Consider the following 22075-nt stretch of genomic DNA (forward strand, 5'->3'; position numbering starts at 1 on the left):
GGGGAGCGCCCGGGCGGGTGGCCGGACGTGTCGCGGCCTCGTCCGGGCGCGGCCACAGTGAGCCGTTCCCGGTCCCGGCCCGGACCGCCCGGGACGGTGGCCACGGCCCGTCCGTCAGCGGCCGGGCTTCCGGCCCGGTCGGACCGCCTCGATGTTGTCATGAACGCGACATAATAGATCTCGTATTTGGGATACTATCCCGAATGTGAAACGCAATGAGGTCGTGCCCCCGGACCCCGTCGACGTCCGGCTCGGTGCGCGGCTGGCCGAGCTCAGGGGTGAGCACGGCTGGTCGCTCGGAGAGCTGGCGGAGCGCAGTGGGATCAGCCGGTCCACCCTGTCCCGGGCCGAACGGGCGGAGACCAGTCCCACCGCCTCCCTGCTCAACCGGCTGTGCGCCGTCTACGGTCGGACCATGTCCCAGCTGCTCAGCGAGATCGAGGCGGAACCCGCACCGGTGGTGCGGGCCGCCGACCAACCGGTGTGGGAGGACAGGGCCTCCGGTTTCGTCCGACGCTCCGTCTCCCCGCCGCACGGCGGACTGCGCGGCGAGCTCGTCGAGGGCCGGCTCGACCCCGGTGCGGACATCGCCTACGACCGGCCGCCCGTACCCGGCCTGGAGCAGCACATCTGGGTCCTGGCGGGAACCCTCGCCGTGACGGACCGGGACGTCGAGCACCGTCTCGGCGACGGCGACTGCCTCAGACTCCGCGTCTGGGGACCCACCCGGTTCCGCTGCCCCGGCCCCGGGGGCGTGCGCTACGTACTGGCGGTGGTGCGACCGTGAACACCATCCGGCTGGATGCCGCTCAACTGACCCACTTCACCCCGGCGTTGGCCGAGCTGCTGGCCGACACGGTGGACGGCGGCGCCTCCGTCGGCTTCCTCGCCCCGCTCGACCGCGCGGAGGCCGCCGCCTGGTGGAGGGAACGGGCCGCGGCCGTCGCCGCCGGCCGGCTCGCGGTGTGGGTGGCGTACGAGGAACCCGGGCGGGTGCTGGGCACCGTGAGCCTCGCCCTCCCCGACAAGCCCAACAGCGCCCACCGCGCGGAACTGGTGAAGCTGATGGTGCACCGCGCGGCCCGCGGCCGGGGCCTCGGCCGGCGGCTGCTGACCGTCGCGGAGGAGGCCGCCACCGCGCGGGGCGTCACCCTGCTGCACCTGGACACCGAGACCGGCAGCCCGGCCGAGCACCTCTACCGCTCCTCCGGCTGGACCCCCGTCGGCGCCATCCCCGACTACGCGGCGGACCCCGCCGGGGTGCTGCGGCCGACGACGATCTACTACAAGCGCCCGGGAGCGGACGCCGTACCGGCCGTCACAGGGTGAGTGTCAGTGCCGGCCGCTACGGTGCCTGCCATGCCGGATGCCGAAGACGTACGACGGATCGCCCTGTCCCTGCCGGACACCACGGAGAAGGTCGCCTGGAGCATGCCCACGTTCCGGGTCGCGGGGAAGATGTTCGCCACCCTGCCAGAGGACGAGACCTCCATCGCCGTGCGCTGCCCCAAGGAGGAGCGTGACGAACTGGCCCTCGCCGAACCGGGGAAGTTCTGGATAGCCGGCCACGAGGCACAGTTCGCCTGGGTCAGGGTCCGCCTCGCCGCCCTGGAGGGCGAGGGCGAGCTGCGCGACATCCTCGCCGACTCCTGGCGCCAGGCGGCCCCGACCCGGCTCCTCGAGGCACACCCCCTGCTGGGTCTGCCGCCCGCGGACTGACAACGCCTCGGACCGCTGATCGCCGGGGCGACCGGCCTCGTCGTCCCGGTCCGCCCGGCCCCCGAGGAGCGCCCGCGGCCGTAAACGGGTGCGCGATCACCGCCCGGAGTGCGGTATGGTTTCCGTGCGCGTTCGGCCCGGGGAATCCCCAGGTCAGGCGGGCAACGGGACGTGGCGCAGCTTGGTAGCGCACTTGACTGGGGGTCAAGGGGTCGCAGGTTCAAATCCTGTCGTCCCGACTTGTTGAGCAGCAGGTCGGAGGCCGTATCGGGGACACCCGAGGCGGCCTCTTCGCCATTTCTCCACGCGCCGGCCGAAGGGGCCGCCTGCTACCGCGGTCGGGTGCCTCCGACGGAGTACCGCCGAGGTTCACCGCGATCGTCGACCAGCGGGCTGACGATCCGCCGGAGCCGACGGCGTGGATTCACCCGTGATCAGGAATGGTCACGGCGGGACGAGGGCTCTGCTCGCCTCCCTCCGCGCGGCACCGACCGCGACCACGGCCGTAGCGCTCTCGGGCCGCACCTCGCCCGCGGACCCGGAGCCGGCGCGGTACACGGGGAAGCCGCGCGACCCGACGTGCGCCGAGCAGGGCACGGCCGAGCGCGGGGAGGGGGCCTCGTCAAGAGGACCGCCCGGGGCCTCCCGCTCCCCGCGCGCCGAAGATCCTCGCCGAACCCGTCCGAACCGCACGATGACCGAGCCCGACCTCGACAGCCACGCCCGGGCCGTCGTCGTGGCCTACGGGACCGGCCCGGTGGTGCCGGGTGGCTCCACCGGCTGAACCGGCACCCGCACGCCGAGTGCCGTGGGTGAGTCATCAATGAATGTCCTTGATGTAACCCTATGTCCCGTTTAATGTTCGCCGGGTAGGCACTACCGCGGGGTCGGACACCCGCGCCGCCATCCCGGAAGCGAGGTGTGGAGCGCGTGCACGCGAGGCGCGGACGTACCGGAAGGCCGCGACGGACGCGGGCGCTGGTCGCGCTGACCCTGCTGGCATCCGCGCTCGCCGCCTGCGGCGGCGACGAGGACACCTCCCGGCCCACCCTCGACTGGTACAACTTCCCCGACGACTCCGGCGCCCTGCAGCAGGCCGCCGACCGCTGCAGCCGGGCGTCCGGCGGCCGCTACCGCATCAGCTACAACAAACTGCCCCGGGCCGCCGACGGCCAGCGTCAGCAGATGGTGCGCAGGCTCGCCGCCGAGGACGACTCCCTCGACATCCTCGGCCTGGACGTCACCTGGGCCGCGGAGTTCGCCGAGGCCCGCTGGATCCGTGAGTGGACGGGCGAGGCGAAACGGCGGGCCACCGAGGGCACGCTCCGCGTCCCGCTGCAGACGGCCACCTGGAAGGGCAAGCTGTACGCGGTCCCGTACAACACCAACACCCAGCTCCTGTGGTACCGCAAGGACCTGGTGCCCACCCCGCCGAAGACCTGGTCCGAGATGCTGAACATGTCCCGCGACCTCGCCCGGCAGGGCAGGCCGCACCACGTGGAGATCCAGGGCGCCCAGTACGAGGGCCTCACCGTCTGGTTCAACTCGCTGATCAACAGCGCGGGCGGCACCATCCTCGACACCGGCGCCACCGAGCCCTCCCTCGGCCCGCCCGCCGTACGGGCCGCCTCGATCATGCGGGAACTCGCGAACTCCCCGGCAGCCGACCCCTCCCTGCCCAACCAGATGGAGGACCAGAACCGCCTGGCCATGGAGTCGGGCGTGGCGGCCTTCGAGCTCAACTACCCGTTCGTCTATCCGTCGATGAAGGCGAACAACCCGCGGTTGTTCGAGAACTTCCGCTGGGCGCCCTACCCCCGCGTCGACGCGGGCCGCCCCGCCCGCCCCACCATCGGCGGCATCGACCTCGCCGTCAGCGCCTACTCCCGCCACCCCGACCTGGCCTTCGAAGCGGCCCTGTGCCTGCGGAACCGGGAGAACCAGCTCACCGCCGCGCTCGAGGGCGGACTGCCGCCCACCCTGCGCGCCCTGTACGACGAGCCCGCCTTCATGAAGGAGTACCCCTTCTCCGAGGAGGTGCTGGCAGCCCTGGAATCGGCGAGCGTACGGCCGCTCACCCCCGCCTACCAGAACGTGTCGATCGCCGTCTCCCACACCCTGTCCCCGCCGTCCGGCATCGAGCCGGAGAGCGCGGTCGACACCATCGGGGAGCAGATCGACGAGGCCCTGCGATCCGAGGGTGTGATCCCGTGAGCACGAGGGCGGAGCCCACCAAGGGCAGGACGAAGGGCAAGAAGGCCCTGTCGGCCGGAGCCAGGCAGGAGCGCCGCCTGGGCCGGCTGCTGTGCGCACCGGCCGTCCTCGTCATGACCGCCGTGACCGCCTATCCCATCGGCTACGCGGTCTACCTGTCCCTCCAGCGCTACGACCTGCGCTTCCCTGCACGGGCCGAGTTCGTGGGCCTGAGCAACTACGGCGCGGTGCTGTCCTCCCCGTTCTGGTGGGACGCCTTCTGGGTCACGGTGTTCCTCACCGTCGTGTCCGTGGCCATCGAGCTCGTCCTCGGCATGGGCCTCGCCCTGGTGATGCACCGCACGCTCTTCCTGCGCGGCACGGTGCGCACCGCGGTCCTCATCCCGTACGGCATCGTCACCGTCGTCGCGGCCTTCTCCTGGCAGTACGCCTGGACCCCCGAACTCGGCTACCTCGCCGAGCTGCTGCCCAGCGGTGACGCCCCGCTCACCGAACAGTGGCCCGCGCTGTGGCTGATCGTCCTCGCCGAGGTGTGGAAGACCACCCCGTTCATGGCGCTGCTCCTGCTGGCCGGCCTCGCCCTCGTCCCCGAGGAGACCCTCAAGGCGGCCATGGTCGACGGCGCCACCCCCTGGCAGCGGTTCACCAAGGTCATGCTGCCGCTGATGAAACCGGCCATCCTGGTCGCCCTGCTCTTCCGCACCCTGGACGCCTTCCGGATCTTCGACAACATCTACGTCCTGACCGCGGGCGCCCAGGGCACCGGCTCCCTGTCGATCCTCGGCTACGACAACCTGTTCACCGCGCTGAACCTGGGCATCGGGTCGGCGATCTCGGTCCTGATCTTCCTCTGTGTCGGGATCATCGCCTTCACCTTCGTCAAGCTGTTCGGCGCCGCCGCACCGGGCGCGGAGGTGAAGCGCTGATGGCCGCCGCCGGCAGGTCCCACGCCGCCCGATGGGGCGTCGTCAATGTCGTGGTGGTGCTGTACGCCCTGTTCCCGGTGTGGTGGATCGCCGCGCTGTCGTTCAAGGACCCCGGCACCCTCACCGACGGCAACTACATTCCGCGGGACTGGACCTGGGAGAACTACCAGGGCATCTTCGAGACCTCCGAGTTCACCCGGGCGCTGATCAACTCGATCGGCATCGCCCTGATCGCCACGGTGATCGCGGTGATCCTCGGCACCATGGCCGCCTACGCGGTGGCCCGGCTGCGGTTCCCCGGCAAGCGGCTGCTGATCGGCATGTCACTCCTCATCGCCATGTTCCCGCCGATCTCCCTGGTCTCTCCCTTGTTCAACATCGAACGGATCATCGGGATCTTCGACACCTGGCTCGGCCTGATCATCCCGTACATGACCTTCTCGCTGCCGCTGGCGATCTACACCCTGTCGGCGTTCTTCCGGGAGATCCCCTGGGACCTGGAGAAGGCCGCCAAGGTGGACGGGGCCACGCCCGCACAGGCCTTCCGGCTGGTCATCGTGCCGCTGGCCGCGCCAGGCGTGTTCACCACCGCCATCCTCGTGTTCATCTTCTGCTGGAACGACTTCCTGTTCGCGATCTCGCTGACCTCCACCGAGTCCGCGCGCACGGTCCCCGCCGCGATCGCGTTCTTCACGGGCAGCTCGCAGTTCCAGCAGCCCACCGGGTCGATCGCCGCCGCCGCCGTGGTGATCACCATCCCGATCATCATCTTCGTCCTGCTCTTCCAGCGGCGGATCGTCGCCGGACTGACCTCCGGGGCGGTCAAGGGATGAGCGTGAAGGCAAGGAGGAGCCGCCCATGGCCGAGATCGTCCTAGAGGGGGTCACCAAGCGTTATCCGGACGGATCCCTCGCCGTGCGGGACGTGGACCTCGACATCGCCGACGGCGAGTTCGTGATCCTGGTCGGCCCGTCCGGCTGCGGCAAGTCGACCACCCTGAACATGATCGCCGGGCTCGAGGACATCACCGAGGGCACCCTGCGCATCGGCGGCCGGGTCGTCAACGACCTCGCCCCCAAGGAGCGCGACGTCGCCATGGTGTTCCAGAGCTACGCCCTGTACCCGCACATGAGCGTGCGGGAGAACATGGGGTTCCCGCTGCGGCTGGCGAAGGTGGACAAGGCCACCATCGACAGCAAGGTCGAGGAGGCCGCCCGGGTGCTCGACCTGAGCGAGTTCCTGGACCGCAAGCCCGCCAACCTCTCCGGCGGCCAGCGCCAGCGGGTGGCGATGGGGCGGGCGATCGTCCGTGACCCCAAGGCGTTCCTCATGGACGAACCGCTGTCCAACCTGGACGCCAAGCTCCGGGTGCAGATGCGCACCCAGATCTCCCGGCTGCAGCGCCGCCTGGGCACCACCACCGTGTACGTCACCCATGACCAGACCGAGGCGATGACCCTCGGCGACCGGGTCGTGGTGATGCGGCAGGGCCTGGTCCAGCAGGTCGGCACCCCCGCCCAGCTCTACGACATGCCGCGCAACCTGTTCGTCGCGGGCTTCATCGGCTCCCCGGCGATGAACTTCGTCAACGCCTCCCTGTCCGGTGGGGTCCTGCGCACCCCGCTGGGCGACCTGCCGATCGACGACCGCGTGCGCCGGGCGCTGGAACGGCGGGACGCGCCGGGCGAGGTGATCGTCGGGCTGCGCCCCGAGGCCTTCGAGGACGCGAGCCTGGCGCACGGGACGGGCGGCCCCGTCGTCACCGCCACCGTGGACGTGCTGGAATCGCTGGGCTCCGACGCGTACGTCTACTTCAGCGCGGAGGGCGGGCCGGTGACCACCGCCGAACTGGAGGAACTCGCCACGGACTCGGGCGCGCGCGACACCGGGGCCGGGGGAACCCAGCAGATCGTGGCCCGGCTGAACGCCGCCACCCGGGCCCGTGAGGGCGCACCCGTCGAACTCCGGGTCGACATGGGCAAGGCCCATGTCTTCGACCCGTCGACCGGCACCAACCTCACCCACGCGGGAAGTCCTTGAGGCCACCCGCCCGTCAGATCACGCAGCCCGCGTGGGCCAGTGCCTGCTTCAGCAGCACCCCGTGACCGCCCGGCATCTCGCTGTGGACCGCCTGTGACACGGCCTCCTGCGGGCTGAACCACACCAGGTCGAGGGCGTCCTGCCGGGGCCGGCAGTCACCCGTCACCGGCACGATGTACGCCAGTGACACCGCGTGCTGACGGGGGTCGTGGAAGGGGGTGACGCCCTGCGTGGGGAAGTACTCCGCGACCGTGAACGGCTGCAGTGACGCCGGGACGAGGGGCAGCGCCACCGGGCCGAGGTCCTTCTCCAGATGGCGCAGCAGGGCGTCCCGGACCCGTTCGTGGTGCAGCACCCGGCCGGAGACCAGAGCCCGGCTGACCGTTCCGTCGGGTCCGATGCGCAGCAGCAGACCGACGCTGGTGACTTCACCGCTGTCGTCGACGCGCACGGGCACGGCCTCGACATACAGGATCGGCATCCGGGCGCGTGTCATCTCCAGATCGTCGGAGGACAGCCAGCCCGGCGTGGTTTCGGTCATGTCAGACATTGCTTGATCATACTTTCAGCGGTCAGGGCTTCACGGCCACCGCACCGTACTGCGGCACCGTGACGGCGGAGTCGGAGGTGGTGTGCCACTGAGAGCAGGACACCAGACCGGGCTCGACCAGGTCCAGTCCCTCGAAGAACGCGGTGATGTCCGCGGCGCTCCGGGCGGTGATCGGGGGAGTGGCGTTCTCGTTCCAGAACTCCATGGCCGGTACCTGCAGTTCGCCGCCGACCTCGGGGTCGTACGTGGGGTGCGTGAGGACCAGGAAGCTGCCGGAGGGAACCGCCGCCATGATCCGGCGGACGATCTCCCGGGCCTTGTCGGTGTCGAGCACGAAGTTGAGGATCCCCAGCATCATCACCGCGACGGGCCGCGTGAGGTCCAGGGTCCCTGCGGCGCGCTCCAGTATGGCCTCCGGGTCGTGCACATCGGCGTCGATGTAGTCGGTGGCGCCCTCGCGTGTGCCGGTCAGCAGGGTGCGGGCGTGGACGAGCACGATCGGGTCGTTGTCGACGTAGACGATCCGCGAGTCCGGCGCGATCCGCTGCGCGATCTCATGGGTGTTGTCCGCCGTCGGAAGGCCGGTGCCGATGTCGAGGAACTGCCGCACACCGCGCTCGCGGGTCAGATACGTCACCGCCCGGCCCAGGAAGTCCCGGTCCGCGCGGGCGATGTCCCGGACGACCGGGTTGATCGAGGCGACGTGGTCGCCGACCTGCTGGTCGACCTCGTAGTTGTCCTTGCCGCCGATCCAGTGGTTCCACACGCGCGCGTTGTGCGCCACACCGGTGTTCAGCCTCGCCGAGCCGCTCGACGGGGTGTGGCTCTCACTCACGGTCTCTCCCTCTCCCTCGCCCGTACGGCCGCGATCGGGCCGCCGCGGCCATTGTGCCGCGTGGTGATCACGTTGTCCCGCGAACGGGGGAGCGGAAAAGCCCTGTTGACAGAAGGTCACGGGGAATCCGCCCGGTGCGGCGGGTTCTCGGCCACGTGTCCGTCGATCGCCGCGCGGACCGGTGCCGCCGCCAGGACGGCCGGTCCGGTGCGTCCCGCGAGGCAGAGGAGCCGGTCCGGGTCCTGCGGCGGCTTCGGCCGCCGCGCGCCTCGAAGGGCCTTGGCGTCCAGCCGCGGTGCCGCCTCCGGCCGGACGCGCCGGACCTCGCGCAGGAAGACGCCGGCACCGGCCGGACCCACGCCGGGGAACTCCTGCGGCGGACGGCGCGGTTCGTCGACGTCACCGTCCGCCGCCTTGCGGAGCCCGCGCAGGTCACCGCCCCGGCGTTCGGTCAACAGCTCGGCCCCGGCGCCCAGTCGGGTCGCGGTGCGCTCGTCGTGGCGCCGGTGGCCACCCCGGCCGAACGCGTCCACGTGTTCCTGCCGGTCGGCCTCCGCCGTACGGCGGGGATCGCGCGGCCCCGCCCCGTGCCGGGCACGGGCGGAGGCCACGGCGATCGACGCCTTGATACGGGCGCTGAGCAGACGGGCCGGCACCAGCAGCCGGTACAGCGGCTGCGGGGTGTCCTCCAGCCCGATGCCGGCCTCCTCCGCGTACGTCCGGCCGTACGCGTCGACGAGGGCGCGGACCCCCCGCTCGTCCCTGCCGGCCACGGCGGCTACGGCTTGAGCGGGTCGTGGCCGAGGGTCATCAGGCGGTGCCGGCGGGGCGTGTCCTCGGCCGCGGGCTCGTTCTCCGGATCCGTCTGCGCCGTGACGGCGTCCACGACCTCCTCCATCACCCGCAAGTCGTCCTCGGTGAGGTCGGTGCGGCGTTTCTGCAGGATGGCGAGGACATGCTGCCCCGTCCCGCTGCCCGCCCGGTCCGGCAGCGGTTCCGTCGCCTCGTCGGCGTCACTCACCCGCAGCCAGGCCGCCAGTTCCGCCGAGGTCATGTTCACCACGCGGTGGAAGTCCTCCCACAGCGCGTCCCTCTCGAGGGCATCGCTCATGGTGTGCCCCTTACGTGTGTGCGTTCCCCGGTGCCGGGGCGGTCAGGACTCGCCCGGGAAGTTCTCCGCCTCGAACATCCAGCGCTGCTTCTCCAGGTCCGCGGTGATCGAGATCAGCAGGTCCTGGGTGACCAGGTCCGCCTTCTCGGTGGCGTCGATGCGCTCGCGCAGGCGCGTGATGGCCGCGCCGAGCGCCTCCGTCATCACCTTCACGGCTTCCGAGTCGCGCAGCCAGCCCTCCTTCGGGGCCGGCAGCGAGAAGACCTTGGCGATGGTCTCCGGGCGGCCGTCCGGCGGCACACCGAGCGCCGCGGCCCGCTCCGCCACCGTGTCGGCGTGGGCGCGCGCGGCGGAGACCACCTCGTCCAGCTGGAGGTGGACGGAACGGAACCGCGGGCCCACGACGTTCCAGTGCGCCTGCTTCCCGATCAGCGACAGGCCGAGCAGGTCCACCAGGGTGTCCTGGAGGGCCTCGCAGGAAATCCTGCGGGCCTCGTCGGGCAGGGTGCTCCTCACAACGGTCATGGAGTGCTGTTCCTCCTTCTCGAATCGTCCGTGGTCCCGCGGAGGGGTGCCTCGCGCTCGTCCTCGCCGGTGCCGCCCCGGACGCCCGGGGCCGAACCGCTGTCGAACGCGAAGCCGGGACACCGCGTGGTCACCCGTGCACCGCGCGCGGACGCGCTCGGTGGCGGTGAGGTCCCGCAACGCCGGCCCCGTCGGTCCGACGGGGAAGAACGGCTCCGGGTCCTCTCCCACACGGGTCGCGTTCCGCGACCACTTTGTGAACGCGCGGGTGCCCCCGGCCCTCCGGCGCAAACCCGGCCCGGGTGCGGGGCGGGAGGCGACCGCGGGCCCGGGAGCTTCCCCGCGGGCCGGTCCGCGGTCTATAGTCTAAAACTAGCGGTGCTAATTAAGAGCAGTCGCCGATCACACAGCACAGCCATCGGCATCGGTCAGGAGTCCTGTCGTGCGTCCCGTCCACTTCGCGGCCGCCCGCCGCACCCCCATCGGCAAACTGCGCGGAGCCCTCTCCACCGTACGGCCCGACGACCTCGCCGCCGCCGTGATCCGCGGCCTGGTCGCCGACGTGCCCGCGCTGGACCCGGCCCGCGTCGACGAGGTCTACTGGGGCGCCGCCAACCAGGCCGGCGAGGACAACCGCAACGTCGCCCGCATGGCCGCGCTGCTCGCCGGGCTCCCCGAGTCCGTCCCGGGCGCCACGGTCAACCGGCTGTGCGCCTCCGGGCTTGAGGCCGTCACCACCGCCGCCCGCACCATCGCGGCCGGCGAGGCCGACATCGTCATCGCCGGCGGCTCCGAGTCGATGAGCCGCGCCCCCTTCGTCCTGCCCCGCCCCGACGAGGCCCTCCCGCACCGCATGGAGACCGCCGACACCCGCCTCGGCTGGCGGCTGGTCAACCCCGCGATGAAGGACCTCCACGGGCTGCTGGCCATGGGCGAGACGGCCGAGGAGGTCGCCGCCCGGTACGGCGTCCCGCGCGAACGCCAGGACGAGTTCGCGCTGCGCAGTCACCGACGCGCCGCCGACGCCCGCAAGAACGGCCACTTCGACGACGAACTCCTGCCCGTGACCCGCCCGGACGGGGTGGTCGTCGATGCCGACGAATGCATCCGCGAGGACACCTCGGTCGAGAAGCTGGCCCGGCTCAAGCCCGTCTTCCGCGCGGGCGGTTCGGTCACCGCGGGCAACGCCTCCCCGATGAACGACGGCGCCGCCGGCCTGATCCTGGTCAGCGAGGAGGCCCTGAACGAGCTGGGCCTGGAGTCGCTCGGCCGCTACGTCGCCGGCGCCTCCGCCGGCGTCCACCCGGACGTCATGGGCATCGGCCCCGTCCCCGCCACGCGCAAGGTGCTCGCCCGCGCCGGCTGGGGCATCGGCGACCTCCAGGAGGCCGAGTTCAACGAGGCGTTCGCGGCACAGGCCCTGGCCTGCGTCGACCAACTCGGCATCGACCCCGACCTGGTCAACGCCAGCGGCGGCGCCATCGCCCTCGGCCACCCGCTGGGCGGCTCCGGCGCCCGCATCCTCACCACCCTGCTGCACCGCATGCGCCGCACCGGCGCCGAACGGGGCCTGGCGACGATGTGCGTGGGCGTGGGGCAGGGGAGCGCGGTGCTGGTCGAGAGGCACTGACCACCGCCCTGGGGCGCCATCAGGCGAGACGCTCCTTACGGGCGTCGATTGCTTGCGCATAGCATCGGTCCCCGCAATGAACATGATGACGCTCTGGCACCTCAACGGCTGGGAATTCGCCGCGCTCGCCTGCGCGGCCCTGCTCGTCGGCTTCTCCAAGACCGCCGTCAGCGGGGCCAACACGGTCAGCCTCGCCATCTTCGCCGCCGTGCTGCCCGCCCGGGCCTCCACCGGCGTCCTGCTGCCCATCCTGATCGCCGGGGACGTGCTCGCCGTCCTCACCTACCGCCGGCACGCCCACTGGCCCACGCTGTGGCGGCTGTTCCCGGCGGTCGCGGCGGGCGTCGTCGCCGGGACCCTGTTCCTGGTGTGGGCGGACGACGGGATCGTACGGATCTCCATCGGGGTGATCCTGCTGCTGATGGCCGGGGTGACGGTGTGGCGGCGGCGGACGGCCGACGCGGACGAGGGGCCCGACGGGGTCACCACCCGGGCCGGCCGTGCCAGGGCCCGCTCCTACGGCGTCCTCGGCGGCTTCACCACCATGGTCGCCAACGCGGGCGGCCCGGTGATGTCGATGTACCTGCTCTCCGCGGGCTTCCGGAAACTCGGCTTCCTGGGGACCTCGGCGTTCTTCTTCCTGATCGTCAACACCTCCAAGCTGCCCTTCAGCGCCGGTCTCGGCCTGATCGACGCCGACTCGCTGCTCCTCGACGCGGCGCTCGTGCTGTTCGTGGTGCCCGGCGCGTTGCTCGGCAGATGGGCGGTGAACAGGATCAACCAGCGACTGTTCGAACGGCTGGTGATCGCGGCGACGGTGGTGGGCGGTCTGCAGCTACTTGTGCCCTGAGCGGGGCCCGGCCGGCTGCTGCGGCTCGTGGGGCGCCTCGTGGGAGTGGTGGAGCCGGCTCGGCGCGGCGGTACGGCCGACCGTCGCCGCCAGCTTGCGCAGCCGCCGCCAGTCCAGCCGTGGCGGGGACTGCGTGGCACCGGGCCGCCTGCGCGGGACCCGGACGCGCAGCGCGCCGGGTGCGATGCGGCAGTGGACGGGGGCGGGCAGCACCATGGCCTCCCCGTCGACCCCGGCCTCGATCTCCGCGCGGTCCGCCTCGATGACGACCTCGGTGGCGGTCACGATGGTGAGCCCGCTCGGCTCGGGGTTCAGCAGCAGGGCGGCGGCGCTGATGGCGCCCTCCAGCCTCACCCCGAGGACGCCGAGCGCGGCGGAGTCGAGCCGTTCCCGCCGGCCGAGGCCGAAGGGGTCGCCGGTGCGGTAGGGATTGTTGCTGACCAGCACGGCCTGCGGAGCGGTGAGCGTGGTGTTCCCCGCGCGGGCGACCAGCCGGGGCCCCTGCCGGCCGGTGAGCAGACCGGGCAGCATCTCCAGACTGGTACCGATCTTGTCGTCGCGGTAGGCGGGGCTCTGCACGATCGCCGCGTACGCGCCGAAGGAGGCGTTGTTCACGAACGGCTGCTCACCCGCGAAACCCAGATCGATACGGAGTTCCACGCCGTCGGTGAGCGCGTCGAGACAGGCGGCGGGGTTCCCGCGGTCGAGGCCGAGGTCCAGGGCGAAGTGGTTGCGCGTCCCGGCGCTGATGACCAGGAACGGGACGTCGTGCTCGGCGGCCACGGCCGCCACCAGCGCCTGCGTGCCGTCGCCGCCGGCGGCGCCCAGCAGGTCCGCGCCGTCCGCGACGGCGGCCCGGGCCAGCGCGGTGACGTCGTGCTGCCTGCCGGGTTCGAGCAGCACCACCCGGGCGCCCAGCCGCTCCGCCTTCTCCCGCAGCCGGAACCGGCCCACCTTGCCGCCGCCCGACCGGGGATTCATGATCAGCACCGGTTTCCGGGGCGGCGGCAGCCGCCGCTCCCGCACATGTACGTGCCCGCCGCCCGTGCCCCGCAGCGCGAACCTGCCGCTCCACACCGCCAGCCCCCACAGGGCCAGGGACACCAGCAGCGCCCAGAACAGGGTCACGGCGAACAGGGCGATCAGACCGGCGGGCACACACACGGCGACCAGCGCGGACACCCACCGCAGCGGGCCCCGCAGGGTCAGCGTCCACCACACGGCGGCCGCGCTGAGTCCCAGTCCCGCGACCCCGCACACCAGCAGCAGCAGACCGGTCAGCCCTCCGTAGACCAGCGGGGTCGCCACCGCGAGCGCGGCGGCGGCCAGCGCTCCCCGCGCCGCCCATCGCTGGGCGTGATAGCCCCGCCCACTCCAGTCCACGGCCATACTTCCTCCAGTCACCCGGCGTCATCGTAGGGCGTGTGCGTACGAGTGTGCGGCCGGATGCCGATCTTCGTCGGGCGAGCCGGTGCCGGCCACGGCATCCGGGCCTCGTACCCTCGGCGCCATGTCCCCCCACGTCCTGGTTCTCGGCGGTACCACCGAGGCACGCGCGCTGGCCACCGAGCTGTCCGCCCGTCCCGGGACCAGGGTGACCACCTCCCTCGCCGGACGCGTGAGACGGCCGGGCGCGGTCGCCGGCGAGGTGCGCGTCGGCGGTTTCGGTGGTGCGGAGGGGCTGGCGGACTGGCTGCGCGCACAGCGGGCGGACGCGGTGGTGGACGCCACGCACCCCTTCGCGGAGACCATCACGGCGAACGCGGTACGGGCCGCGACCGCGACCGGGCTGCCGCTGGTGGTCCTGCGCCGGCCGGGCTGGCGACCGGGCCCGCGCGACGACTGGCACCCGGTCCCGTCACTGGACGCGGCCGCCGACCTGCTGCCCCGACTCGGGCACCGGGTCCTCCTCACCACCGGCCGCCTCGGCCTCGCGGCCTTCGCCCATCTCACGGACCTGCGCTTCGTCGTCCGGTCGGTGGAGCCTCCCGAGCCGCCCATGCCGCCGCACACGCACGTCCTGCTGGCCCGCGGTCCCTTCACCACGGCCGACGAGACGGCCCTCCTGCGCGACCACCGCGTCGACGTACTGGTGACGAAGGACAGCGGCGGCGCGGCGACCTCCGCCAAACTCACCGCGGCCCGCGACCTCGGCCTCCCGGTCGTCGTCGTACGCCGCCCGCCCCTGCCGGACGGGGTGATCGCGGTCGGTGACGTGCCGGCGGTCCTGCGCCGACTGGACGCCCTGACCTGACCGTCGGCTCAGCCCTCGGCCGGCCCCCGGCGCAGCAGGTACGTGTCCATGATCCAGCCCTTGCGTTCGCGGGCCTCCGCGCGGAGCCGCTCGATACGGGGAGCGGCCTCGGCCAGCGGCCCGGAGACGAGGATCTCGTCCGGGGTACCGATGTAGGCGCCCCAGTAGATGTCCACGTCCTGGTCGGCGTACGCGCGGAAGGCCTGATGGGCGTCCAGCATCACCACCACGTCGTCCACCCCCTCCGGGAACCCCTCGGCGAGCCGCCGGCCCGTGGTGATCTGCACCGGGCGGGCGACCCGGTTGAGCCCCGTGCGGTGCCGGGCGACCAGCGCCGAGACACTGCTGATGCCCGGTACGACGTCGTAGTCGAAGGCGACGCGGCCGCGCTCCAGGACCTCGTCGAGGATGCCGATCGTGCTGTCGTACAGCGACGGATCGCCCCACACCAGGAACGCCCCGGTCCGGTCCTCGCCCAGCTCCTCCGCGATCAGCCGCTCGTAGATGTCCGCGCGGGCACTGCGCCAGTCCCCGACGGCGGGCGAGTAGGCCGAACCCCCGGCCGCCCGGTCCCGCTCCGGGTCACGCGCCTCGACGACGCGGTAGGCGCCCTCCGGTACGTGCGCGTCGAGCATGTCCCGGCGCAGCCGGGTCAGGTCCACCTTCGCCTCGCCCTTGTCCAGGATGAAGAACACGTCCGTGCTCCGCAGCGCCCTGACCGCCTGCAGGGTCAACTGGTCGGGGTCGCCCGCGCCGATACCGATGACATGAATCTCTCGCACGTCCCCGAGTCTGCCGCACACCACCGACAGCGCGTGCACCGCACCCGGTCCCTGCGTCAGGAGGCCCCCCGCAGCCGGGGCGCCCGCGCCCCCGCGTCCACCGGAGCACCCCGCTCCACTTCGGCCGCCAGCTCCCGGGCCCAGGCGATCACACCGGAAAGATCGATCCCGTGCGGCCGCTGACCGGCCCCCGCCCCCGCGGCCCACGCCTCCGCCGCACCGGCTCCACGCCGCAGCAGCCGCGCCCCGCCGGTGACGTTCCCGCGCGCGGCGTGGGTGAGCCCCACGGCGAGCTGGGCCAGCCCCCGCCACAGCTCACGCTCCTCCTCCGGCCCCGACTTCCAGGCGTCCTCGAACACCTCGTGGGCGTGGAACGGCTTCCCCTCGTCCAGCAGTCGCTGCGCCTCCGCGACGCTCTCCTCCGGCCGCCGCACGATCCCCTCGGGCTGCCGGGGCACGCCCGGTGCGCCGTACGGCAGGGGCCGCCCGAGTCCGTCCCGCGGCCGGGCACTGCGCGCCCGCCCCTCGCTGTCCCGGTCCCGCGCGTCGGCCGTCCGGCCCGAGGAAGTGCTCTCCATGCTGCCCATACGCCGATTGTCCCGCGCCCGCTCCGGTTCGGGTCGTCCCGGGGGCGTGGGGTAAAGTGCTGTTCGCGCGATCACGCGGATCCACCCCATGTGATCGCACCGGGACGTGGCGCAGCTTGGTAGCGCACTTGACTGGGGGTCAAGGGGTCGCAGGTTCAAATCCTGTCGTCCCGACTTTATGAAGTCGCAGGTCAGGGGTCGTTTCAGAGGAGATCTGAAACGGCCCCTCGATCTTTCCCGGGGACCGGCGCACCTGACTGGACTGTGGCGCGTCGATCGCAGGGTGCCGGCCCGCACAGGGCCCGGACGGCCGGACGGGATCGTGCGGGAGTCTGTCGAGAACTCCCGTGAAGGGTGTGAGCGGGTACGGGAGAACGCCCGCCCGTCCCACCGCGGGCACGGTCTCCATCGCGCCGGACGGTCATGTCCGGATCCGGCGGAAGACCGTCATCGCCGCCGAGTCACGTTCGCCTCGATGTGCCGCGCCCACGCTTGACTTGGAGCGCTCTTCAAGCGGAAGACTCCCGGCCGTGCCCCGACAGCGGGGTGCGTGACGGGAGGGATCAGGCATGAAGTACCGCACCATCGGGACCGGTCCGCACAGCCGCGACGTGAGCGTGCTCGCGCTGGGGGCGATGCTGTTCGGGTCGGTGACCGACGAGAAGACCTCCTTCGCCCTGCTCGACCGCTATGTCGAGGCCGGCGGGAACTTCATCGACACGTCCGACAACTACGCCTTCTGGACCGACGGCGGCCAGGGCGGGCAGAGCGAGGAACTGCTCGGCCGCTGGCGGCGCAGCCGCAGGGTCGGCGACGAGATCGTCTTCGCGACCAAGCTCGGCGCCCGCCCCCTCGCCCCCGGCACGAGTTACACCGACAACCCCGAGGGCCTGTCCGCGAAGGTGATCCGGGAGTCGTCCGAACGCAGCCGCGAACGGCTCGGGCTGGAGCGGCTGGACCTGCTGTACGCGCACATCGACGACCACACCGTCGCCCAGCGTGAGACGGTCGAGGGCTTCGGGGCCCTGGTCGCCGAGGGCGCGGTGGGGCTGCTCGGCGTCAGCAACCAGGCCGTGTGGCGGGTGGAGCGGGCCCGCACACTCGCCGCGGCGGCCGGGCTGCCCGGCTACGAGGTCCTGCAGTACCACCACAGTTATCTGCGCGCCCGCACCGACGTCCCCGACGCGCTCTTCCCCGACGGCAGCCTCGGCCACGCGGGCGCGGAGCTGGCCGGGTATCTGCGGGCCGAGCCCGCCCTGACCCTGGTCGCCTACTCGCCGCTGCTCAGGGGTGCCTACACCCGCCCCGAACGTCTGCCCGGCGACTACGACCACCCGGGCACCCCCGCTCGCCTCGCCGTGCTGCGCGAGGTCGCCCGGGAGACCGGGGCGACACTCAACCAGGTCGTGCTGGCCTGGCAGATCGGCCATGAACTGCCGATCCTCCCGCTGGCCGGGGTGTCGGCACTGGAGCAACTGGAGGAGAACCTGGGCGCGGTGGCCCTGGAACTGTCGGCGGAGCAGCGGGCCCGGCTGGACGCGGCGCACTGACCCGCCGGGCCCCGCCCTACGGTCTGACGAGCAGCTGGAAGTCGAACGAGTACCGGGACGCACGGTAGACGTGGGTGCCGTACTCCACCGGCCGCCCGGTGTCGGCATAGGCCGTGCGCTGCATGGTGAGCAGGGCGGCGCCCTCCTTCTCGTCCAGCCGGCCGGCCTCCTGGGCGGTGGCCGCGCGGGCGCCGACGGTCTGACGGGCGCTGTGCAGGGTGATGCCGGCCGAGCGCATCATCCGGTACAGGCCGGTCGACTCCAGACGGGCGCTGTCCAGGCCGAGCAGTCCCGACGGGAGGTAGTTGCGCAGGAGGGCGACCGGCCGGCCGTGGGTGCGGCGCAGGCGTTCCAGCAGGACGACCTCGTCGCCCTCGGCCAGCCCCAGGGCGGCCGCCGCGTCCGTGGGCGCGGGGACCGTCTCGTTGCGGACCACCTCCGTGCTCGGGTCCTGCCCGGCCGCTTCCAGGTCGTCGTAGAGACTGCTCAGCTCCAGGGGGCGCTTCACCTGGCTGTGCACCACCTGCGTGCCCACCCCGCGCCGCCGGACCAACAGCCCCTTGTCGACGAGCGACTGGATGGCCTGGCGGACGGTGGGGCGGGACAGGCCGAGGCGCACGGACAGGTCGACCTCGTTGCCCAGGAGATTGCCGGGAGCGAGGACGCCCTGCTCGATCGCCGCCTCCAGCTGCTGCGCGAGCTGGTGGTACAGCGGCACCGGACTGCCCCGGTCCAGGGCGAAGTCCAGGGTGCTCAGCGCGGGTCCGGTCGCGGCACGTGCGGGGTCACCGGTCTTCGCCATGGACATACCTTCCTGTAGCGGAGCGGGCGGGTTCAGAGGTGGCGGCGACGGCCGGCGACCTCGGTGTCGTACCGTGCGCGGGCCCGGGCGGCGGCCTCGCGGGTGGACACCTCGGCCACCGGCACGTCCCACCAGGCCTCGGCCGGGGGAGCGGTGGGAGCGGGGTCGGTCTCGACGTACACGCACGTCGGACGGTCACAGGCGCGCGCCTCGGCCAGCGCGTTCCGCAGCTCCCGCACGGTCTTGGCGCGCAGCACCTCCATGCCGAGGCTGGCCGCGTTCGCGGCGAGGTCCACGGGCAGCGGGGCGCCGGTGAAGGTGCCGTCGTCGGCCCGGTGGCGGTAGGCGGTGCCGAAGCGTTCGGCGCCCACCGACTCCGACAGACCGCCGATGGAGGCGTACCCGTGGTTCTGCACCAGGACCAGTTTGACCGGGAGATTCTCCTGGACGGCGGTGACGATCTCCGTCGGATTCATCAGGTAGGTGCCGTCGCCGACCAGCGCCCAGACCGGGACGCCGGGCGCGGCCTGCTGGACGCCGAGCGCGGCCGGGATCTCGTAGCCCATGCAGGAGTAGCCGTACTCCAGGTGGTACTGGCGGGGGCTGCGCGAGCGCCACAGCTTGTGCAGGTCACCGGGGAGCGAACCGGCCGCGTTGATCACCACGTCCTGGTCGCCGACGACCGCGTCGAGCGCGCCGAGCACCTGCGTCTGCGTCGGTACGGCCGTGTCGTCGTCCGCGCGGTAGGCGGTCTCGACGACCTGCTCCCAGCGCTCCTTGCCGGCCCGGTACTCCGCCTCGTACGACGGCTCCACGCGGTGGCCGGCGAGGGCCCCGGCCAGCTGTTCCAGACCCGTGCGCGCGTCGCAGACCAGGGTGCGCGCCGCCAGCTTGTGCGCGTCGAAGCCGGTGATGTTGAGGTTGAGGAAGCGCACGTCCGGGTTCTGGAAGAGGGTGCCGGACGCGGTGGTGAAGTCGGAGTAGCGGGTGCCGACGCCGATCACCAGGTCGGCGGTGCGGGCGAGTCCGTCGCTCACCGCCGTGCCGGTGTGGCCGATGCCGCCGAGGTCGGCGGGGTGGTCGTGGCGCAGGGAGCCCTTGCCGGCCTGGGTGGAGGCGACCGGGATGCCGGTGGCGTCCACGAACGCCTTCAGCGCCTCCTCGGCCTCGCTGTGGTGGATCCCGCCGCCCGCGACGATCAGGGGCCGCCGCGCCGCCCGTACGGCCGCCACGGCCGCCGTCAGCTCCGCCGGGTCCGGCGCGGGACGGCGTACGGACCAGACGCGCTCGGCGAAGAACTCCTCCGGCCAGTCGTACGCCTCCGCCTGCACGTCCTGGGGGAGGGCCAGCGTCACCGCACCGGTCTCGGCCGGGTCGGCGAGCACCCGCACGGCGCCCAGCGCGGAGGGGATCAGGGCCTCGGGGCGGGTGACGCGGTCGAAGTACCTCGACACCGGGCGGAGCGTGTCGTTGACCGACACGTCGGCCTCGACCGGGTGCTCCAGCTGCTGGAGCAGCGGGTCGGCGACGCGCGAGGCGAAGTAGTCGCCGGGGAGCAGGAGCACCGGCAGCCGGTTGACGGTGGCGAGGGCGGCGCCGGTGACGAGGTTCGTCGCGCCGGGGCCGATGGAGGTCGTCACCGCCTGCGCCGAGAGCCGGTTCAGCTGGCGGGCGTACCCGACGGCGGCGTGCACCATCGCCTGCTCGTTGCGGCCCTGGTGGTACGGCATGACGGCGGAGTACTCGACGAGCGCCTGCCCGATGCCCGCCACGTTGCCGTGGCCGAAGATGCCCCAGGTGCCCGCGATCAGCCGGCGGCGCACGCCGTCCCGCTCGGTGTACTGGGCGGACAGGAACCGCACCAGTGCCTGGGCGGTCGTCAGTCGGCGGGTGGTGGCGCTCATGAGGACCTCTCCGGTGCGGTGTAGAGGGGGAGTCGGGGGTCGACCGCCTGGTCCGGCCAGCTGTCGCGGATCCAGGCGTGGTCGGGGTGGTCGCAGATCAGCCAGGCGCGTTCGGCCCCGGGTCCCGCCATGACGTTGAGGTAGTACATGTGATGGCCGGGCACGGCCATGGACGGACCGTGCCAGCCGTCGGGGATCAACACGACGTCCTGGTCGCGCACTTCGGCCAGTACGTCCGTGCCCTGTCCCTGCCCGGACGGGGAGACCCGCTGGTAGCCGAGGCCGGGCGTGCCGTCGTGGGCGGCGAACTCGAAGTAGTAGATCTCCTCCAGCACGGACTCCTCGCCCGGCCGGTGCTCGTCGTGCTTGTGCGGCGGGAAGGACGACCAGTTGCCGCCCGGGGTGAGCACCTCGACCGCGATCAGCTTGTCGCACTCGAACGTGCCCGCGGCACCGAAGTTGTTGACCTGCCGTGAGCAGTTCCCGGTGCCGCGCAGCTCCACGGGAACGTCCGAGGCCGGTCCGTAACGGGCGGGCAGCCGGCGGGTGCAGCGGGCGCCGGTGAGCGCGAACCGTCCGCCGTCCGTCGAGGACACCGTCGCGCGGGCGTCGCGCGGGACGTAGGCGAAGTCGGTGACGCCGTCGAACACACTGGTGCGGCCGGTGAGTTCGAAGGTGTCGTGGCCGAAGTCGTCGTCGGCGGTGACGGTGCAGCCGCCGCTCAGCGGCAACACGATCCACTCGCTGTCGCCGGCGTCGAAGGTGTGGGTGCCGCCCGGCGGCAGCTGAAGGACGCGCAGGCTGGAGTAGCCCCAGCCGGCGGTCTCCGGTGTCACGTCGACGACGTGGGGGCCGGCGAGGGCCTTGCCCGCGGGAAGGTGGTACGTCATGGCATGCCTCCGTCTCGGAACGGGCTTCTCACAGCAGACCGACGGCCGTGTCCACCGCCGTCTCCACACTGCCCTCGGCCGGGTACAGCAGCGAGCGGCCGACGACCATCCCCATCACGGTGGGCAGCCGCAGCGCCTTGCCCCACCGCTCGTACGCCGCCTCCTGGTCGCCGACCTCGCCGCCGAGCAGGACGACGGGCAGCGTGGAGGCCCCCAGCACCTCCGGCATGGCGTCGACGTCGTCGGTGACGGGGAGTTTCAGCCAGGTGTAGGCGGAGGTGCCGCCCAGACCGGAGGCGATGGCGATGGAGCGGGTGACGGCCTCGGCGGACAGGTCGTTGCGGACCCGGCCGTCCACCCGGCGCGAGATGAACGGCTCCACGAACACCGGCAGCCGGCGTTCGGCCATGGCGTCGACGGCGCGGGCGGCGGACTCCATGGTGGTCAGCGAGCCGGGGTCGTCGTAGTCGATGCGCACCAGCAGCTTGCCCGCGTCGAAGCCCAGCCGGGAGATGTCCTCGGCGCGGTGGCCGGTGAAGCGGTCGTCCATCTCGAAGGACGCGCCGGCCAGGCCGCCGCGGTTCATCGAGCCCATGACGACCTTGTTCTCCAGCACCCCGAGGAGCAGCAGGTCCTCCAGGATGTCGGCGGTGGCCAGCACCCCGTCGACGCCCGGACGGGACAGCGCGATGCAGAGACGTTCCAGCAGATCGGCGCGGTGGGCCATGGCAAGCCGGCGGTCACCGATGCCGAGCGCGCCCCGGGCGGGGTGGTCGGCGGCCACGATCATCAGCCGGCCGCTGTCGCCGAGCAGTGGGCGCCGTGCCCGGCGGGCGGCGGCCTCGGCGACGGCCTCCGGGTTGCGGGCCCGGACCGTGGTGAGGTCGGGGATGCTGAGGTTCAAGG

23 protein-coding genes and 2 tRNA genes are annotated in these 22075 nt (G+C 72.4%); 13 read left to right on the forward strand and 12 right to left on the reverse strand.

Translation table 11 applies throughout. From position 1 onward, the window contains the following. Positions 1-205: 205 nt before the first annotated feature. The 8 genes from ACH4VX_RS11830 (at position 206) to ACH4VX_RS11865 (ending at position 6899) form a co-directional block, all read left to right on the forward strand. Positions 206-787, forward strand: a complete 582-nt coding sequence (locus ACH4VX_RS11830) for a helix-turn-helix domain-containing protein (protein WP_398367220.1) — start codon at positions 206-208, stop codon at positions 785-787. Next, a complete protein-coding gene (locus tag ACH4VX_RS11835; RefSeq protein WP_398367221.1) occupies positions 784-1329 on the forward strand; it encodes a GNAT family N-acetyltransferase in 546 nt (181 codons plus the stop codon). Before ACH4VX_RS11830 ends, ACH4VX_RS11835 begins: the two co-directional genes overlap by 4 nt. A gap of 30 nt (positions 1330-1359) precedes the next feature. Continuing rightward, positions 1360-1719, forward strand: a complete 360-nt coding sequence (locus tag ACH4VX_RS11840) for an MmcQ/YjbR family DNA-binding protein (RefSeq protein ID WP_398367222.1) — start codon at positions 1360-1362, stop codon at positions 1717-1719. Between the two features lie 165 nt (positions 1720-1884). Next, a tRNA-Pro gene (locus ACH4VX_RS11845) sits at positions 1885-1958 on the forward strand. A 691-nt stretch (positions 1959-2649) separates the two neighbouring features. Next, positions 2650-3933 (forward strand): ABC transporter substrate-binding protein, encoded by a 1284-nt coding sequence (locus tag ACH4VX_RS11850; protein ID WP_398367223.1) that lies wholly within the window; start codon positions 2650-2652, stop codon positions 3931-3933. After that, complete coding sequence (locus ACH4VX_RS11855; RefSeq protein ID WP_398367224.1) at positions 3930-4859, forward strand: carbohydrate ABC transporter permease; 930 nt, start codon at positions 3930-3932, stop codon at positions 4857-4859. The genes ACH4VX_RS11850 and ACH4VX_RS11855 overlap by 4 nt, the downstream gene beginning before the upstream one ends. Continuing rightward, a complete protein-coding gene (locus ACH4VX_RS11860) occupies positions 4859-5692 on the forward strand; it encodes a carbohydrate ABC transporter permease (RefSeq protein ID WP_398367225.1) in 834 nt (277 codons plus the stop codon). The genes ACH4VX_RS11855 and ACH4VX_RS11860 overlap by 1 nt, the downstream gene beginning before the upstream one ends. Before the next feature lie 25 nt (positions 5693-5717). Beyond that, complete coding sequence (locus ACH4VX_RS11865; RefSeq protein WP_398367226.1) at positions 5718-6899, forward strand: ABC transporter ATP-binding protein; 1182 nt, start codon at positions 5718-5720, stop codon at positions 6897-6899. Positions 6900-6912: 13 nt separating this feature from the next. Here the strand turns inward: ACH4VX_RS11865 and ACH4VX_RS11870 are convergent, their stop codons facing one another. The 5 genes from ACH4VX_RS11870 to ACH4VX_RS11890 form a co-directional block, all read right to left on the reverse strand. Then, positions 6913-7449, reverse strand: a complete 537-nt coding sequence (locus tag ACH4VX_RS11870) for an NUDIX hydrolase family protein (protein ID WP_398367227.1) — start codon at positions 7447-7449, stop codon at positions 6913-6915. A 22-nt stretch (positions 7450-7471) separates the two neighbouring features. Continuing rightward, positions 7472-8284 (reverse strand): SAM-dependent methyltransferase, encoded by an 813-nt coding sequence (locus tag ACH4VX_RS11875; RefSeq protein WP_398367228.1) that lies wholly within the window; start codon positions 8282-8284, stop codon positions 7472-7474. Between the two features lie 116 nt (positions 8285-8400). Next, positions 8401-9057 carry an endonuclease gene (locus tag ACH4VX_RS11880; protein ID WP_398367230.1) on the reverse strand — a complete coding sequence of 219 codons (657 nt, stop codon included), beginning with the start codon at positions 9055-9057 and terminating at the stop codon, positions 8401-8403. Between the two features lie 5 nt (positions 9058-9062). Continuing rightward, positions 9063-9395 carry a DUF3140 domain-containing protein gene (locus ACH4VX_RS11885; RefSeq protein WP_398367231.1) on the reverse strand — a complete coding sequence of 111 codons (333 nt, stop codon included), beginning with the start codon at positions 9393-9395 and terminating at the stop codon, positions 9063-9065. A 42-nt stretch (positions 9396-9437) separates the two neighbouring features. Next, positions 9438-9920 (reverse strand): Dps family protein, encoded by a 483-nt coding sequence (locus ACH4VX_RS11890; protein ID WP_398367232.1) that lies wholly within the window; start codon positions 9918-9920, stop codon positions 9438-9440. Between the two features lie 442 nt (positions 9921-10362). Between ACH4VX_RS11890 and ACH4VX_RS11895 the strand changes: the two genes are divergently transcribed. Together ACH4VX_RS11895 and ACH4VX_RS11900 are read left to right on the forward strand one after the other, a co-directional pair. After that, a complete protein-coding gene (locus ACH4VX_RS11895; RefSeq protein WP_398367234.1) occupies positions 10363-11550 on the forward strand; it encodes a thiolase family protein in 1188 nt (395 codons plus the stop codon). Positions 11551-11626: 76 nt separating this feature from the next. Next, positions 11627-12400 (forward strand): sulfite exporter TauE/SafE family protein, encoded by a 774-nt coding sequence (locus tag ACH4VX_RS11900; protein WP_398367235.1) that lies wholly within the window; start codon positions 11627-11629, stop codon positions 12398-12400. Here ACH4VX_RS11900 and ACH4VX_RS11905 read toward each other — a convergent pair. Then, positions 12386-13789, reverse strand: a complete 1404-nt coding sequence (locus ACH4VX_RS11905; RefSeq protein WP_398367334.1) for a diacylglycerol/lipid kinase family protein — start codon at positions 13787-13789, stop codon at positions 12386-12388. The two genes, ACH4VX_RS11900 and ACH4VX_RS11905, sit on opposite strands and share 15 nt — an antisense overlap. 121 nt (positions 13790-13910) lie before the next feature. On the opposite strand from ACH4VX_RS11905, the gene ACH4VX_RS11910 reads away from it, so the two are divergent. After that, positions 13911-14654 (forward strand): cobalt-precorrin-6A reductase, encoded by a 744-nt coding sequence (locus tag ACH4VX_RS11910; protein WP_398367236.1) that lies wholly within the window; start codon positions 13911-13913, stop codon positions 14652-14654. A gap of 8 nt (positions 14655-14662) precedes the next feature. Here the strand turns inward: ACH4VX_RS11910 and cobF are convergent, their stop codons facing one another. Both cobF and ACH4VX_RS11920 read right to left on the reverse strand, forming a co-directional pair. Beyond that, a complete protein-coding gene (gene cobF / locus ACH4VX_RS11915) occupies positions 14663-15436 on the reverse strand; it encodes a precorrin-6A synthase (deacetylating) (protein WP_398367237.1) in 774 nt (257 codons plus the stop codon). Between the two features lie 56 nt (positions 15437-15492). Further along, a complete protein-coding gene (locus ACH4VX_RS11920) occupies positions 15493-16023 on the reverse strand; it encodes a DUF309 domain-containing protein (RefSeq protein ID WP_398367238.1) in 531 nt (176 codons plus the stop codon). Between the two features lie 100 nt (positions 16024-16123). Between ACH4VX_RS11920 and ACH4VX_RS11925 the strand changes: the two genes are divergently transcribed. Together ACH4VX_RS11925 and ACH4VX_RS11930 are read left to right on the forward strand one after the other, a co-directional pair. Continuing rightward, a tRNA-Pro gene (locus ACH4VX_RS11925) sits at positions 16124-16197 on the forward strand. Positions 16198-16592: 395 nt separating this feature from the next. Further along, positions 16593-17573, forward strand: a complete 981-nt coding sequence (locus ACH4VX_RS11930) for an aldo/keto reductase (protein ID WP_398367239.1) — start codon at positions 16593-16595, stop codon at positions 17571-17573. 16 nt (positions 17574-17589) lie between these two features. Here ACH4VX_RS11930 and ACH4VX_RS11935 read toward each other — a convergent pair whose 3' ends face one another. From ACH4VX_RS11935 to ACH4VX_RS11950, 4 genes are read right to left on the reverse strand one after another with little or no spacing between them, the layout of a single operon-like run. Then, entirely contained in the window at positions 17590-18375 is a 786-nt protein-coding gene (locus ACH4VX_RS11935; protein ID WP_398367240.1) for a GntR family transcriptional regulator, read from the reverse strand. A 32-nt stretch (positions 18376-18407) separates the two neighbouring features. Beyond that, positions 18408-20279 carry a 3D-(3,5/4)-trihydroxycyclohexane-1,2-dione acylhydrolase (decyclizing) gene (iolD, locus tag ACH4VX_RS11940; protein WP_398367242.1) on the reverse strand — a complete coding sequence of 624 codons (1872 nt, stop codon included), beginning with the start codon at positions 20277-20279 and terminating at the stop codon, positions 18408-18410. Further along, complete coding sequence (iolB, locus tag ACH4VX_RS11945) at positions 20276-21169, reverse strand: 5-deoxy-glucuronate isomerase (RefSeq protein ID WP_398367243.1); 894 nt, start codon at positions 21167-21169, stop codon at positions 20276-20278. The genes iolD and iolB overlap by 4 nt, the downstream gene beginning before the upstream one ends. Positions 21170-21197: 28 nt before the next feature. Further along, positions 21198-22073: a deoxyribose-phosphate aldolase gene (locus tag ACH4VX_RS11950; RefSeq protein WP_398367244.1), complete on the reverse strand. Its 876-nt coding sequence runs from the start codon at positions 22071-22073 to the stop codon at positions 21198-21200. Positions 22074-22075 lie beyond the last annotated feature (2 nt).

It is taken from the genome of Streptomyces sp. NPDC020731 (assembly GCF_044334705.1).
Classification (GTDB): domain Bacteria; phylum Actinomycetota; class Actinomycetes; order Streptomycetales; family Streptomycetaceae; genus Streptomyces.